The following is a 12,862-nucleotide window of genomic DNA, read 5'->3' on the forward strand; positions in this document are numbered from 1 at the left end:
CATGAGGAAGCTCAGCATCGTCGCGCTCGGCGCGGCGGCTGCCGTCGCCCTCGCCGGCTGTGCGACAGCAGAAGCCCCCGAGGCTTCGACTGGCGCAGAGATCCGTGTGTGGCTCGTCGGCACCGACACCCCCCAAGAGGCCCGCGACTATCTCAAGCAGACCTTCGAGGCAGAGAACCCCGGCAACACCCTGGTCATCGAAGAGCAGGCGTGGGGCGGTCTCGTCGACAAGCTCACGACGAGCCTCTCGGGCAGCGACAGCCCCGACGTCGTCGAGGTCGGCAACACGCAGGCGGCGGCCTTCACGAGCGCAGGCGCCTTTCTCGACCTGACCGACGACTTCGCCTCGCTCGGCGGCAGCGACCTGCTGCCCGGGTTCGTCGAGGCAGGCTCGTATGATGGCGCCTTCTACGCGGCGCCGTACTACTCGGGCGCTCGCGTGGTGTTCTACGACACCGCGCTCTACGACGAGCTCGGCCTGAGCGTGCCCACGACGCTCGACGAGTACGTCGCCAACGGTCAGGCCATCGCCGCGGCGAAGCCCGGAGTCTCGGGCATCTACTTCCCCGGCCAGGACTGGTACAACGCCCTGCCGTACGTGTGGGAGCACGGCGGCGACATCGCCACCTTCGAGGGCGGCGAGTGGGTTGCCGGCCTCTCGAGCCCCGAGTCGATCGCGGGCCTGCAGATGGTGCAAGAGGTCATGACGACCGCTTCTGTCGCCCCGAAAGACGGCAACGAAGCCGAAGCGCAAGTGCCCTTCTGCGCCGGTGAGATCGGGCACCTCAGTGCGCCGAGCTGGTTCAAGTGGGCGATTCTCGCGCCCGCCGACGCCGATGCTCCCGGGTGCCCGGAGCGCGAAGCATCGCTCGGCGTCTTCGCTCTCCCCGGCCTCGACGGCGGGCCCGCGCAGGTCTTCGCCGGCGGATCGAACATCGCCGTCTCGGCCAACTCAGCGCACCCCGAGCTCGCCAAGAAGGCGCTCGCGATCATGCTGAGCGAGGGCTACCAGTCGATCATGGGCGCGGCAGGCCTCGTGCCCGCGCTCGTCTCGCTCGGCGACACGATCGGCACCGACGCGACCGCGCAGGCGATCTCGGCGGCGGCGAGCAACGCCAAGCTGACGCCCGCGTCGCCCGCATGGGCCGAAGTCGAAGCAGCCGGCGTGCTGCAAGACTTCTTCGTTCAGATCGCGCAGGGCGGCGATGTCGCCGCGCTCGCGGCCGCCGTCGATGCCCGCATCGCCGACATTCTGAACTAGTCGCACCTCGACCCGGTGGTGGCCAGTTTGCCCTGGCCACCACCGGACGGTGACCATCGCCCTAGGACGGCGACGGCACTCGCCCAGTCTAGAAGGAGACACCCGTCATGGCCCTGGCACCCACCGCCGTCGGCACGCGCCGTCGCCGCAGCGGAGCCCTCGCCCCCGCGATGCTGCTCGTGCCCACCGGCATCGTGCTGCTCGCGATCATCGGCTGGCCGCTCGTGCAGCTCATCATCATCTCGTTCCAAGAGTACGGGCGGGCCCAGGTGTTCGGGCGGCCGCCCGAGTGGGTCGGCCTGCAGAACTACATCGACGTGCTGGGCGACTCGTTCTTCTGGGCGGTGCTCGGGCGCAGCATCCTGTTCGCCGCTGTCAATGTGGTGCTCACCATGCTGCTCGGCACGCTCGTCGCGCTGCTCATGATGCGACTGCACAAATTCTTTCGACTGCTCGTCTCGGTGGGGCTGCTGCTCGCGTGGGCGATGCCTGCCCTCACCGCCGTCGTGGTCTGGGGCTGGATGTTCGACACCCAGTACGGGGTCATCAACTATGTGCTCAGCCAAGTGCCCGGCGTCGACCTGATCGGCCACTCGTGGCTGATCGAGCCCCTGAGCTTCTTCGGTGTCGCCACCATGATCATCACCTGGCAGAGTGTGCCGTTCGTGGCCTTCACGGTCTATGCGGGCCTCACGCAAGTGCCAGACGAGGTGCTCGAGGCTGCTCAGCTCGACGGCGCGGGTGCCGTCAACCGCTTTCGCCTCATCGTCTTTCCGTACCTCAAGTCGATCTTCGTCGTCATCACCATCTTGCAGATCATCTGGGATCTCAGGGTCTTCACGCAGATCTACGCCCTGCAGGGCATCGGCGGCATTCGAGAGCAGACGAGCACGATCGGCGTGTACATCTTTCAGACCTCGCTCGGCACGGGCGACTTCGGAACAGGCGGAGCGATCGCCGTCATCTTGGTCATCATCATGATGACCATCTCGATCTACTACGTGAAGAAGTCGATTCAAGAGGAGACACTGTGAGCCCAGCACGCGTGCGCCGACGCCTCTGGTCGGTCATCTGGAGTGCGATCGCGGTGGTGGTCTTTCTCTGCAGCGTGTTTCCGGTCTACTGGATGGTCAACACGAGCCTGCTGCCGAACAACCTCATCAGGGGGCCGGTGCCGCACTTCTGGCCAGACGAGCTGACCTTTCGCAACTACGAGCTCGTGCTCTTCGGCGACACTCGCGCACCCTTCCTTCCGGCGCTCGGCAACTCGCTCGCGGTGACGCTGCTGACGGTCATGATCGCGCTGCTGTTCGCCTTCTTGGCGGCGCTCGCCGTGACGCGGTTTCGCTTCAGGGGGCGCAAGGCGTTCATTCTGACGATTCTCGTGATCCAGATGATTCCGGGCGAGGCGATGATCGTCTCGACCTTCCGGGTGCTCGACGGCTGGCAGTTGCTCAACACGATCGCCGGCCTCACGCTCGTCTACGTGGCCACCGTGCTGCCCTTCACGATCTGGACTCTGCGCGGCTTCGTCAACGGCGTGCCGATCGAGCTCGAAGAGGCTGCCATGATCGACGGCTGCACTCGCACGCAGGCGTTCTGGCGAGTCACGTTTCCGCTGCTGGCCCCCGGTCTCGTCGCCACCGGCGTCTTCGCCTTCATCCAGGCCTGGAACGAGTTCTTGCTCGCCCTCGTCGTCATGAGCCGACCCGAGATGATGACGCTGCCGGTGTGGCTGCGCACCTTCCAGCAGGCGACGCAGACCACCAACTGGGCGGCGATCATGGCGGGCTCCACGCTCATGGCCATCCCCGTCATCATCTTCTTCCTCATCGTGCAGGGGCGCATGACGAGCGGGCTCGTCGCCGGGGCGGTGAAGGGATGACCGCGCTCAGCACCGCGCAGGTGCGCGCTCTCGCCGCCGCGACCCTGCTGCCCGGCTTCACCGGAACCTCGCTGCCCGAGTGGCTGTCTGGGCGCTTGCGCGCGGGGCTCGCCGGTGTCTGCATCTTCGGCGGCAACATCGTCTCGCGCCACCAGCTGGCCGCCCTTGTCGGCGAGATCCGCGCCGCCAATCCGCGCGCGATCATCGCGATCGATGAAGAGGGCGGCGACGTCACACGGCTCTACTACGACGTCGGCTCGCCCTACCCCGGCAATGCCGTGCTGGGCCGTCTCGACGACGAGGCCTTCACCGAGCACGTCGCCCGCATCGTCGGCTGGGAGCTGCGGAGAGTGGGCATCGACCTCGATCTGGCCCCAGACGCCGACGTCAACTCGAACCCCCGCAATCCGGTCATCGGCACGCGATCGTTCGGTGCCGACCCCGCTCTCGTCGCCCGGCATACTGCGGCCTGGGTGCGCGGCCTGCAATCGACCGGCGTCGCCGCGTGCGTCAAGCATTTTCCTGGCCACGGCGACACCGAGCTCGACTCGCACCTCGCCCTGCCCGTCGTGCACGGCTCGCTCGAGGCCCTGCGCGGCCGCGAGCTCGTGCCCTTCGCCGCTGCGGTCGCGGCCGAGGCGCGCAGCATCATGACCTCACACATGCTGCTGCCCGACATCGACCCCGACCACGTGGCGACGTTCTCGAGCCGGGTGCTGCAGGGCGTGCTGCGCGGCGAGCTGGGCTTTCGAGGGCTCATCGTCACCGATGCCCTCGACATGGCGGGGGCGAGTGCAGACTCGGGCATTCCCCGTGCCGCGGTGCGCGCACTCGCCGGCGGCAGCGACCTGCTCTGCCTAGGCACCGACACCACCGCCGAGCAGCTCGACGACATCGAGGCGGCGGTCGCTGAGGCGGTCGCGAACGGTGCACTGACTGATGCTCGTCTCGCCGACGCGGCAGACCGAGTCGCCGCGCTCGCGACGGCGTCGGCCGCGCACGCCGATCGGCTGCCGGTGCCCGAGTGGGTCACGCTCGACGACGAGCCCGAGTTCGACGGCGCAGTGCTGCAGCGCGCGATCGATGTGCTGCCCGGCACCGTCGTCGGTGCCGAGAGGGTGCTCGTCGCCCTGCAGACGGTGGCGAACATCGCCGTCGGCGTCGCCCCGTGGGGCCCGGCGGCTGCCGGCGCAGACGTGCGCGGCGTGCACGACCTCGCCGCCGTCGACGCGCTGCTGCTCGAGGTGCCGAGCGATGCGCAGCTCGTGGTGGTGGGGCAGGGCATCCACCGTCATGCCTGGACGATCGCCGCGGTCGAGCGATTGCGACAGCACCGCACCGACACGATCGTCGTCGAGATGGGCTGGCCAGACGCCGCCGCCCTCGAGGTCGACGTGACCACGTGGGGAGCCTCGCGCGCCATGGGCGCGGCGCTGCTCGCCACGCTCGACGCACTCGCGGGCGGCACGGCATGAGCGCGGTGCGAAGCCCCGAGCGCGTGGGAGTCGACATCGGCGGCACGAAGACCCACGGAGTGGTGCTCGACGCGGGGGGCTCGGTCGTCGAGCAGTGGCGCAGCCCGACGGGCTTCGGGCCCGAGCAGGTCGTGGCCACCGCCGTCGCGGCCGTCGAGCGGCTCGCCGAGCTGCGCGGCATCGCCCCCCTCGACTTCGCCACCGTCGGCATCGGAATACCCGGCCGCGTCGACAGTCAGACCGGCCACGTCTCTCACGCCGTCAACCTCGGGGTCGACTCGCTCGACCTCGGCCCGCGCCTCGCCGAGCGGCTCGGCCGGCCCGTGCACGTCGAGAACGACGTCAACGCCGCGGCGCTCGGCGCCCATCACCTCGTGGCTCGACGAGAGTCGCGGTCGCTCGCGTATCTGAACCTCGGCACGGGGCTCGCCGCCGGGCTCGTGCTCGACGGCGCACTGTGGCGCGGCGCGCGCGGAGTCGCCGGAGAGATCGGGCACATTCCCGTCGACCCGAGCGGCGACGTGTGCGCGTGCGGTCAGCGGGGGTGCCTCGAGACTCTCGCCTCGGGGTCGGCACTCGCCCGCCTGTGGCCCGAAGGGTCGGTCGACGGCCGCGCCCCGCGCGCGGGCGAGCTGTTCGCGGCAGCCGAAGCGGGCGACGCGGCAGCGGTGCGCGCAGCCGAGCGCATCGTCGACAACATCGCGGCGGCCGTGCGCATTCTGGTGCTCACGGTCGACGTCGACGCGGTCGTCATCGGGGGAGGCCTGAGCTCTCTCGGTGCGCCGTTGCTGGGCGGGGTGCGCGCGCGGCTCGCCGCCGATGCGCGCACCTCGCCGTTTCTCGCCTCGCTCGACCTCGGCGAGCGCCTGCTGCTCGTGCCGCGCGACGTCGACGTCGCGGCCGTCGGCGCAGCGCTCGTCGGGTCGACCGCACACCCCCACCTCGAGCACGAGCCGGTGCCCGCGTGACCGAGGTCATCATCGTCGACGACCGTGCACGTGCGGGCGCGCTCGTCGCCGACGAGATCGTCAGGCTCGTGCGGCGGCGGGCCGACGCAGTGCTCGGCCTCGCCACCGGGTCCACCCCGCTGCCCGTGTATGAGGCACTGCGCCCCCACGCGGCCCTGCTGCGCGACGTGCGCGGGTTCGCACTCGATGAGTACGTGGGGCTGCCGGCCGGGCATCCTGAGTCGTATCGTGCGGTCATCGAGCGCGAGGTCATCACACCGCTCGGGCTCGACGCCTCACGCGTCAGGATTCCCGGTGACGACGTGCCCGAGATCGACGACCGCGCCGACGAGAGTTCGATCGCCGCAGCGGGCGACCGCTACGAGGCCGATCTCGCAGCGGCGGGCGGGGTCGACCTGCAACTGCTCGGCATCGGTGCCACGGGCCACATCGGATTCAACGAGCCGGGGTCGTCGTTCGCGTCGCGCACTCGCGTGAAGACGCTCACCGAGCAGACGCGGCTCGACAATGCGCGGTTCTTCGCCTCGATCGACGAGGTTCCGTTGCACTGCATCACGCAGGGGCTCGGCACGATTCTCGACGCACGACACCTCGTGCTGCTCGCGTTCGGCGACGCGAAGGCAGAAGCACTCGCCGCGGCCGTCGAAGGGCCGGTGACCTCGTCGCTGCCCGGGTCGGCGATTCAGCTGCACGGCCATGTCACCGTCATCGTCGACGAGGCCGCGGCCGCCCGCTTGCGATTCGCCGACTACTACCGGCACGCGTGGGCGCACAAGCCGAGCTGGCAGGGGCTCTAGGCGTTGTCAGGCAGCTCGGTGACGGCCTCGGAGCCGGCGGCCCAGACGCGCTCGACCCTCCAGTCGTCGTCGAGCACCACCACGTCGGCTGCGTAGCCCACGGCGAGCCGACCCCACTCGTCGTCGCGGCCGAGCACGCACGCGGGGGTGAGGGTCATCGCCTCGACGGCGCGCTCTTCATCGACCCCGGCAACCACGATCGCCGTGCGCAGCGCTGCGTCTTGCGTGAGCGTCGACCCTGCGATGGTCGACGTGCCCGCGAGGTGCGCGATGCCTGCGCGCACCTCGACGTTGAGCGAACCGAGGCGGTAGTAGCCATCGGCGCCGCCGGCAGCGGCCATCGCGTCGGTCACGAGCGCCACGCGGTGGGGTGCGGCCCTGAACGTCATCTGCACGACCGAGGGGTGCACGTGCACGCCATCGGCGACGAGCTCGAGCGTCACACGATCGTCGTCGAAGCCGGCCACGATCGGCCCCGGGTCTCGGTGGTGGATGCCCGGCATGGCGTTGAAGATGTGCGTCACGAGTGTCGCACCGGCATCGAAGGCCGCGCGCGCGAGGTGCTCATCGGCCTCGGTGTGCCCGACCGCGACCACGATGCCGGCGTCGACGAACTGCCGAACCGCCTCGAGCGCCCCCGGCAGTTCGGGGGCGATCGTCACCTGCCGAATGCACCCGTCACCCGCTTCGATGAGAGCGGCGACGGTCTCACGATCAGGTTCGCGCAAGAACTCGGGCGAGTGCGCCCCCCGGCGCCCGATGGCGAGGAACGGGCCTTCGAGGTGCGCCCCGACGACAGTCGGGTCGCTCTCGGTGAGCGAGGCGACCACTCCGAGGCTCGCGACGACATCGTCGATCGGGTTGGCGACGAGCGAGATCACCGATCGAGTGGTGCCGTGCGCGCGGTGGGTGGCGAGGGCCTGGCGAATCTCGTCGGGGCCGTTGTCGTAGGCGGCACCGCCGCCCCCGTGGCCGTGCAGGTCGATGAAGCCTGGTGTGATCGTGCGGCCGCGCAGCTCGAGCGTGGTCGTGGCGTGCGGCAGGGCATCCACGTCGGTGAGGCCGGTCGCCGCGATGCGGTCGCCGTCGAGCAGAACCCAGCCAGGGCGGGAACCGTCGGCGTCGAGCAGTCGAGCGCCAGTGAGCAGGGTGGTCATGGGGCTGCCCTTCGGGTCGGCGAACGGGTCAGTGGAAGATGATGGTGCGCTGGCCATCGAGCAGGACGCGGTCTTCGGCGAACCAGCGCACCGCTTGGCTCAGGGTGCGGCTCTCTTCGTCACGGCCGATGACGACGAGCTCTTCGGGCGAGCGCGAGTGGTCGACCCGCACGACGTTCTGCTCGATGATGGGGCCCTCGTCGAGGTCGCTCGTGACGAAGTGGGCGGTGGCCCCGATGAGCTTGACGCCTCGGGCGTGGGCGCGCTTGTAAGGGTTGGCGCCCTTGAACCCTGGCAAGAACGAGTGATGGATGTTGATCGCGCGCCCCGCGAGCGCGTCGCACAATTCGGGCGAGAAGATCTGCATGTAGCGCGCCAGCACGACGAGCTCGATGTCGAACTCGGCGACGACCTCGAGAATGCGCTGCTCGAACGCCGCCTTCTCGTCGGGGTTCGTCACCGCGTGCGACTCGAACGGGATGCTGTAGAAGGCAGCCAGCTCGGCGAGGTCGGGGTGGTTGCCGAGCACGAGCGGCACCTCGATCGGCAGGTGGCCGCTGCGGTGGCGGAAGAGCAGGTCGTTGAGGCAGTGCGCTGCCTTCGAGACGAGCACGAGGGTGCGCAGGGGCCGACCGACGAGGTCGATGCGGCATTCCATGCCGTAGCGCTCGATCACGCCATCGAGTGCCGCTCGAAGCTCATCGTGGTCGGCGACCGTCTCGGTCTGCAGCCGCAAGAAGAATCGACCAGAGTCGAGGCTCGAGAACTGCTGCAGCTCGGTGATGTTGCCGTCGGCGGCGACGATCGCACCGGTGACCGCGTGCACGATGCCCGGTCGGTCGTCGCAGACGATCGTCACGATCCAGTGGTGGGGGGTCTCGCTCACCTGCTCAGCCTATGCCGCGGCGAGGCGCCTTCTTGCGCGCTCGAGCATCGCGTCGACGACCAGCGGGTGACCTAGCCTGACCGGCCAGAAATAGACACGACCCCGCCAGCCTTTCAACCGCACGGCGGTGACGACTCGCACGAGCCGCGACTCAGGGTCGACTCCGACTCCAACTCTGAAGTCGAGGTGACGATCGTCGATGCTCAGCAGGGCTTCTTCACCGTGCACGGCGCGCACGTCGAAGACATCGCGCGAACCTCGCGGCACTCCGATGAGGGGCGCCATGAGCTCTCTCAGGGCGAATGCAGCCCGAACCCATAGGGGCATGCTGCGCGCGCTGAAGACGGTTCGTGCCCAGAGCGCGGGGTCGATGGGGGCGCCGGGCGGGAGGGCAATGATCGACATGTCGGCGTAGTCGGGCGCGGGCAGGTCGACGAAGACAAGAGAGCGAAACACCGGTTGCATGAGCGCAAAACCCTTCCACACGCCACCGTACGCGGCGTCCCCATACGGTAGCGTATGGTGAGTGAGTACAGCAACGATCGGTGCGCGAGAAACATGGGTCGATGCCGCGTACGCCAGATTTCAGTCGGGGGGCCTTCGCGACGTGAGAGTAGAACTGCTCGCTCGCGACATCGCTACGACGAAAGGCTCGTTCTACTGGCACTTCAGCAACCGCAGGGCGCTGGTCGATGCGGTGATGGCGCGCTGGGAGGCCGAGCAGACCGAAGCGATGATCGCGGCGGCCGAGCATGGCGGTGATGCTCTGTCGCGGTTGCGGCTGCTGTTCTCTGCGGTCGCCGCCGACGCATCGCGGCGCCGTGGTGAAACCACGCTCTATGCAAGCGCGAACGACGAGGGGGTCGGTGACATCGTGGGTCGCGTCTCTCGACGACGCATCGACTACCTCGCCACCACGCTTGGCGAGCTGGGGTTCGACACCGACGAAGCCCGCCGTCGATCAGCCATCGCGCTCGCCGCAGTTGTCGGTCTGCAGCAGCTCACCGTCGTCGCGGGGTACGCGCTCGACGGCATCGAGAGTGACGCCTTGACCGCCACGGCTCTCGCGATGACGACCACTGCCCCCTAGGGGCAGGCATCGCCCTGCCGACAAGGGCCATTCACGGCGCTACGCTGAGCGCGTGCGACTGCCCTGGTCATCTCTGCTGCTGCTGTCTGCCGCCATCTTCGTCGCGGTGACGAGCGAGTTCTTGCCGATTGGTCTATTGCCGCAGATGGCGAACGAGCTGGGCGTCACAGAAGCGCAGATCGGCATGCTCGTGACAGTGTTCGCGGGCACCGTGGTCGTGGCGACGGCGCCGCTCGTGCACGTCACTCGAGCACTGCCGCGCAAGAGCCTGCTGCTCGTGTTGCTCGCCGTCTTTGCGCTCGCGAATCTGCTCGCTGCGATCGCACCCGGCTATGCCGTACTGCTCGTCTCTCGAGTGCTGGGCGGTGCCGCTCACGGGGTGTTCTGGGCCGTCGTCTCGCCCTACGCGGCACGACTCGTCGCACCCGAGCGGCTGGCGAGCGCCGTCGCCATCGCCACGTCGGGAGCCACCCTCGCCTCCATCGCCGGTGTTCCCCTCGGCACGCTGCTGGGGGTCGCCGTCGGCTGGCGCAGCTCGTTCGCGGTCATCGCCGTGGTCGTCGTCGTGATCGCCCTCGCCGTCGCGATCGTGTTGCCCCCCGTCGAGCGCCGTTCGGCGCCCGACCCCGCAGCGCCCGTCGTTCGGGCCCGCGCCTTTCGCGACGCGACGTTCTGGCCGGTCATCGTGTTGTGCGTCACGGTGGCGCTCGTCACCCTCGGGCACGCGACGTTCTACACCTACATCGCCCCGTGGGTCATCGGCGTCGCCGGTTTCGCGCCGGCGAGTGTCGCGGGGGTGCTGCTGCTCTTCGGCGCGGCAGGAGCCGTCGGGGTCGCCGCCGCGGGCGTGCTCGGCGATCGATTCCCGCGCGGGCTCTTGCCCGTTCTGCTCGTCGGTGTCATCGTCTCAGTCACGGCCGTCTCGGCGTTCGCCGCTGTGCCGCCTGCCGTCATCGTGTTTCTCGTGCTGTGGAGCGCCTTCCTCGGCGGTGTGCCCATCATCTTCCAGGCGCGACTGCTGCGCACTGCCTCAGAGTCACTGCGCGACATTGGTTCGGCGTGGTTGACAGTGGCGTTCAACGTCGGCATCGGCGGCGGCGCACTCGCGGGCGGCCTGGTGCTCGAGACGTGGTCGCTAGCCGCGCTACCGCTCGTCACCACCGCGTGTCTGGTCGTCGCGCTCGTGATGGTGCTCGTGAGCATCCCGACGCGGCGACGAGTGGCGGTAACGTAGACGGCGGATTCCCGTCTCGGGGTCACCGTGCTCGTCAGCGGCGTCTCGCTGACCGCGAAAGCTCTTCTCGTCATGACGTCTGCAGACCGCCCGTTTCCGTGGGTGGGGCTCATCACCCTCGCCATCGCCATCTTTCTGCTCGTCACGAGCGAGTTCTTGCCCACCGGGCTGCTGCCCGCCATGGCGAGCGACCTCGGGGTGACGCAGTCGCAGATCGGCCTGCTCATCACGATCTTCGCCGGCACCGTGGTGGTGTCGGCTGCGCCGCTCGCGGCGCTCACGCGGCAGTACTCGCGCAAGAGCCTGCTGCTCGTCGTGCTCGCGGTGTTCGCCCTCGCCAACGTGCTCGCCGCGATCGCGCCCAACTATGAGATGCTCGTCGGCTCGCGCGTGCTCGGCGGTCTCGCGCACGGACTCTTCTGGGCGATCGCGGGCGCCTACGCCGGCCATCTCGTGCCGCGCCATCAGCTCGCTCGCGCCGTCGCCGTCACGAGCGCCGGCGGCACGACCGCGTTCGTGCTCGGAGTGCCCCTCGGCACCGCGCTCGGCCTCGCGCTGGGCTGGCGGGCAGCGTTCGGTGTCATTGCGGCGCTCGTCATCGTCATCGCCGCGCTCGTCATCAAGTTCTTGCCCGCCGTCGACCACCGCATCTCACTCGCGACGGGAGAGATTCGCCTCTCGGTGCGCCGAGACCCGACCATGCCCTCGGTGCTGTTCGTGTGCCTGCTCGTCGTCATCATCATGACCGGCCACAACGTGTTCTACACCTACATCGCACCCTTCGTGCTCGACACCGCAGGGTTCGCGCCCGAGGCGCTCAGCGTCTTGCTCTTTCTCTACGGGGGAGCGGGCGCGATCGGCCTCGTGCTGGCCGGAGTGGTCGGCAGCCGGTACCCCCGAGGCGGCCTCTATGGGATGCTCGCCACCGTCATCCTCGCCGTGAGCGTCTTGGCGCTTTTCGCCGGGGTGCCCCTCGTGGTGGTGTTCGCATTCATCGTGTGGGGCGCAGCCTTCGGCGGGCTGCCGACCCTGCTGCAGACGCGCTTGCTGCAGGTCGCCTCTCCCAACGTGCGCGACGTCGGCTCTGCTCTGCTCACGACGGCCTTCAATATCGGCATCGGCGGCGGAGCGGCGATCGGCGCTGGGCTGTTCGCGCTGTCCGGAACGTTGTGGTTGCCCTGGGTCGAGGCCGGGGCGCTCGGGCTCGCGATCGTCGCACTGCTCGTCATGGAGGCGAGGCGCCGGGCGCGCGGCGTGCCGCTCGTGACGAGACCTATCCCGGTCGTGAGGAACGATTCGCCGTAGGTCGCGCGAGCTGCCGCGGCATTCGCCCGGCGCGTCGTCCCCGACCTGCGATCGACGACGTCAGGTTGTGGACGATGGCGGGCGTTCTCGAGTGAGCTTGGCCACACTTGCCGCTTGCTCACCCAGCACAGGCAAGGAGCCGACTCGACATGAACAATCCCACGAGTGTGTTGCGTGATGCGCAACGCGGTACGCTACCATCGTGATCAAGTCCTTCCGACACAAGGTCTTGCACTTGTTGTTCGAGACGGGCAGTGCCGCAGGAGTGCAACCGAACCACGTACCGAAGCTGCGCATGCAACTGGCCGCGCTCGACTCGGCACAGACGATCGATGACATGAGCATCCCGGGCTTCCGACTCCACCCGCTCAAGGGCGGGATGGCCGGGCGCTGGTCGATCACCGTGAGCGGCAACTGGAGAGTGACGTTCGAGTTTCGCGACGGAAACGCCTACGTTCTGGACTACGAGGACTACCACTGATGGATGAGCTGACCCCCATGCACAACCCGCCGCACCCCGGCGAGTTCCTCGCCACTGTCTACCTCGAGCCGTTCGGCGTGAGCGGGCGTGAGCTCGCTGCTCAGCTCGACGTCTCGCCCTCGACCCTGAGCCGAATGCTCAAGGGCACCAGCCGCGTGACGCCCGAAATGGCACTGCGGCTGTCGAAGGCAGTCGGCCGCAGTGCCGAGAGCTGGTTAGCGATGCAGGATGCTCACGACCTGTGGCTCGCGCGCCAAACCCTCGACCTTGCGCGCGTGCGCCCGCTGTGGCTCGCCGCATCCTGACCGCAAAGCGAGCATCCC

Annotated in this window: 14 protein-coding genes; 11 read left to right on the forward strand and 3 right to left on the reverse strand. The window is 68.9% G+C overall.

All coding sequences use genetic code 11. The features are described 5' to 3' along the window. Position 1 precedes the first annotated feature (1 nt). The 6 genes from KIT89_RS11935 (at position 2) to KIT89_RS11960 (ending at position 6,386) form a co-directional block, all read left to right on the forward strand. Positions 2–1,261 carry an extracellular solute-binding protein gene (locus tag KIT89_RS11935; protein ID WP_297601936.1) on the forward strand — a complete coding sequence of 420 codons (1,260 nt, stop codon included), beginning with the start codon at positions 2–4 and terminating at the stop codon, positions 1,259–1,261. Between the two features lie 107 nt (positions 1,262–1,368). Continuing rightward, positions 1,369–2,295: a carbohydrate ABC transporter permease gene (locus tag KIT89_RS11940; RefSeq protein ID WP_297601937.1), complete on the forward strand. Its 927-nt coding sequence runs from the start codon at positions 1,369–1,371 to the stop codon at positions 2,293–2,295. Further along, on the forward strand, positions 2,292–3,146 hold the full coding sequence (locus KIT89_RS11945; protein WP_297601939.1) for a carbohydrate ABC transporter permease: 855 nt from the start codon (positions 2,292–2,294) through the stop codon (positions 3,144–3,146). Before KIT89_RS11940 ends, KIT89_RS11945 begins: the two co-directional genes overlap by 4 nt. Next, positions 3,143–4,621 (forward strand): glycoside hydrolase family 3 N-terminal domain-containing protein, encoded by a 1,479-nt coding sequence (locus KIT89_RS11950; protein ID WP_297601941.1) that lies wholly within the window; start codon positions 3,143–3,145, stop codon positions 4,619–4,621. Before KIT89_RS11945 ends, KIT89_RS11950 begins: the two co-directional genes overlap by 4 nt. Next, a complete protein-coding gene (locus KIT89_RS11955) occupies positions 4,618–5,589 on the forward strand; it encodes an ROK family protein (protein ID WP_297601943.1) in 972 nt (323 codons plus the stop codon). The genes KIT89_RS11950 and KIT89_RS11955 overlap by 4 nt, the downstream gene beginning before the upstream one ends. Further along, positions 5,586–6,386 carry a glucosamine-6-phosphate deaminase gene (locus KIT89_RS11960; RefSeq protein ID WP_297601945.1) on the forward strand — a complete coding sequence of 267 codons (801 nt, stop codon included), beginning with the start codon at positions 5,586–5,588 and terminating at the stop codon, positions 6,384–6,386. Before KIT89_RS11955 ends, KIT89_RS11960 begins: the two co-directional genes overlap by 4 nt. Here KIT89_RS11960 and nagA read toward each other — a convergent pair. Genes nagA through KIT89_RS11975 form a run of 3 tightly spaced genes read right to left on the reverse strand, consistent with a single transcriptional unit; the run spans position 6,383 to position 8,894 of the window. Then, positions 6,383–7,543, reverse strand: coding sequence for an N-acetylglucosamine-6-phosphate deacetylase (gene nagA / locus KIT89_RS11965; protein WP_297601947.1), 1,161 nt, complete (start codon positions 7,541–7,543; stop codon positions 6,383–6,385). The two genes, KIT89_RS11960 and nagA, sit on opposite strands and share 4 nt — an antisense overlap. 28 nt (positions 7,544–7,571) lie before the next feature. Continuing rightward, a complete protein-coding gene (gene purU, locus KIT89_RS11970; RefSeq protein ID WP_297601949.1) occupies positions 7,572–8,429 on the reverse strand; it encodes a formyltetrahydrofolate deformylase in 858 nt (285 codons plus the stop codon). A gap of 9 nt (positions 8,430–8,438) precedes the next feature. After that, on the reverse strand, positions 8,439–8,894 hold the full coding sequence (locus tag KIT89_RS11975; RefSeq protein ID WP_297601951.1) for a DUF2867 domain-containing protein: 456 nt from the start codon (positions 8,892–8,894) through the stop codon (positions 8,439–8,441). Positions 8,895–8,955: 61 nt separating this feature from the next. On the opposite strand from KIT89_RS11975, the gene KIT89_RS11980 reads away from it, so the two are divergent. From KIT89_RS11980 to KIT89_RS12000, 5 genes are all read left to right on the forward strand, one after another. Beyond that, entirely contained in the window at positions 8,956–9,519 is a 564-nt protein-coding gene (locus KIT89_RS11980) for a TetR/AcrR family transcriptional regulator (RefSeq protein ID WP_297601953.1), read from the forward strand. A gap of 52 nt (positions 9,520–9,571) precedes the next feature. Beyond that, entirely contained in the window at positions 9,572–10,753 is a 1,182-nt protein-coding gene (locus KIT89_RS11985; RefSeq protein WP_297601955.1) for an MFS transporter, read from the forward strand. A gap of 72 nt (positions 10,754–10,825) precedes the next feature. After that, a complete protein-coding gene (locus KIT89_RS11990; protein ID WP_297601956.1) occupies positions 10,826–12,058 on the forward strand; it encodes an MFS transporter in 1,233 nt (410 codons plus the stop codon). Positions 12,059–12,260: 202 nt separating this feature from the next. After that, complete coding sequence (locus KIT89_RS11995) at positions 12,261–12,539, forward strand: type II toxin-antitoxin system RelE/ParE family toxin (RefSeq protein WP_297601958.1); 279 nt, start codon at positions 12,261–12,263, stop codon at positions 12,537–12,539. Next, positions 12,539–12,844: a HigA family addiction module antitoxin gene (locus KIT89_RS12000; protein ID WP_367275871.1), complete on the forward strand. Its 306-nt coding sequence runs from the start codon at positions 12,539–12,541 to the stop codon at positions 12,842–12,844. Before KIT89_RS11995 ends, KIT89_RS12000 begins: the two co-directional genes overlap by 1 nt. Positions 12,845–12,862: the final 18 nt, after the last annotated feature.

The sequence above is a fragment of the Microcella sp. genome (genome assembly GCF_025808395.1).
In the GTDB taxonomy this organism is placed as follows: domain Bacteria; phylum Actinomycetota; class Actinomycetes; order Actinomycetales; family Microbacteriaceae; genus Microcella.

Coding starts and splice junctions, on each gene's coding strand:
- KIT89_RS11935 (WP_297601936.1), top strand. CDS start 2: ATGAGGAAGCTCAGCATCGTCGCGCTCGGCGCGGCGGCTGCCGTCGCC.
- KIT89_RS11975 (WP_297601951.1), bottom strand. CDS start 8,894: ATGCAACCGGTGTTTCGCTCTCTTGTCTTCGTCGACCTGCCCGCGCCC.
- KIT89_RS11990 (WP_297601956.1), top strand. CDS start 10,826: ATGACGTCTGCAGACCGCCCGTTTCCGTGGGTGGGGCTCATCACCCTC.
- KIT89_RS11955 (WP_297601943.1), top strand. CDS start 4,618: ATGAGCGCGGTGCGAAGCCCCGAGCGCGTGGGAGTCGACATCGGCGGC.
- KIT89_RS11950 (WP_297601941.1), top strand. CDS start 3,143: ATGACCGCGCTCAGCACCGCGCAGGTGCGCGCTCTCGCCGCCGCGACC.
- KIT89_RS12000 (WP_367275871.1), top strand. CDS start 12,539: ATGGATGAGCTGACCCCCATGCACAACCCGCCGCACCCCGGCGAGTTC.
- KIT89_RS11940 (WP_297601937.1), top strand. CDS start 1,369: ATGGCCCTGGCACCCACCGCCGTCGGCACGCGCCGTCGCCGCAGCGGA.
- nagA (WP_297601947.1), bottom strand. CDS start 7,543: ATGACCACCCTGCTCACTGGCGCTCGACTGCTCGACGCCGACGGTTCC.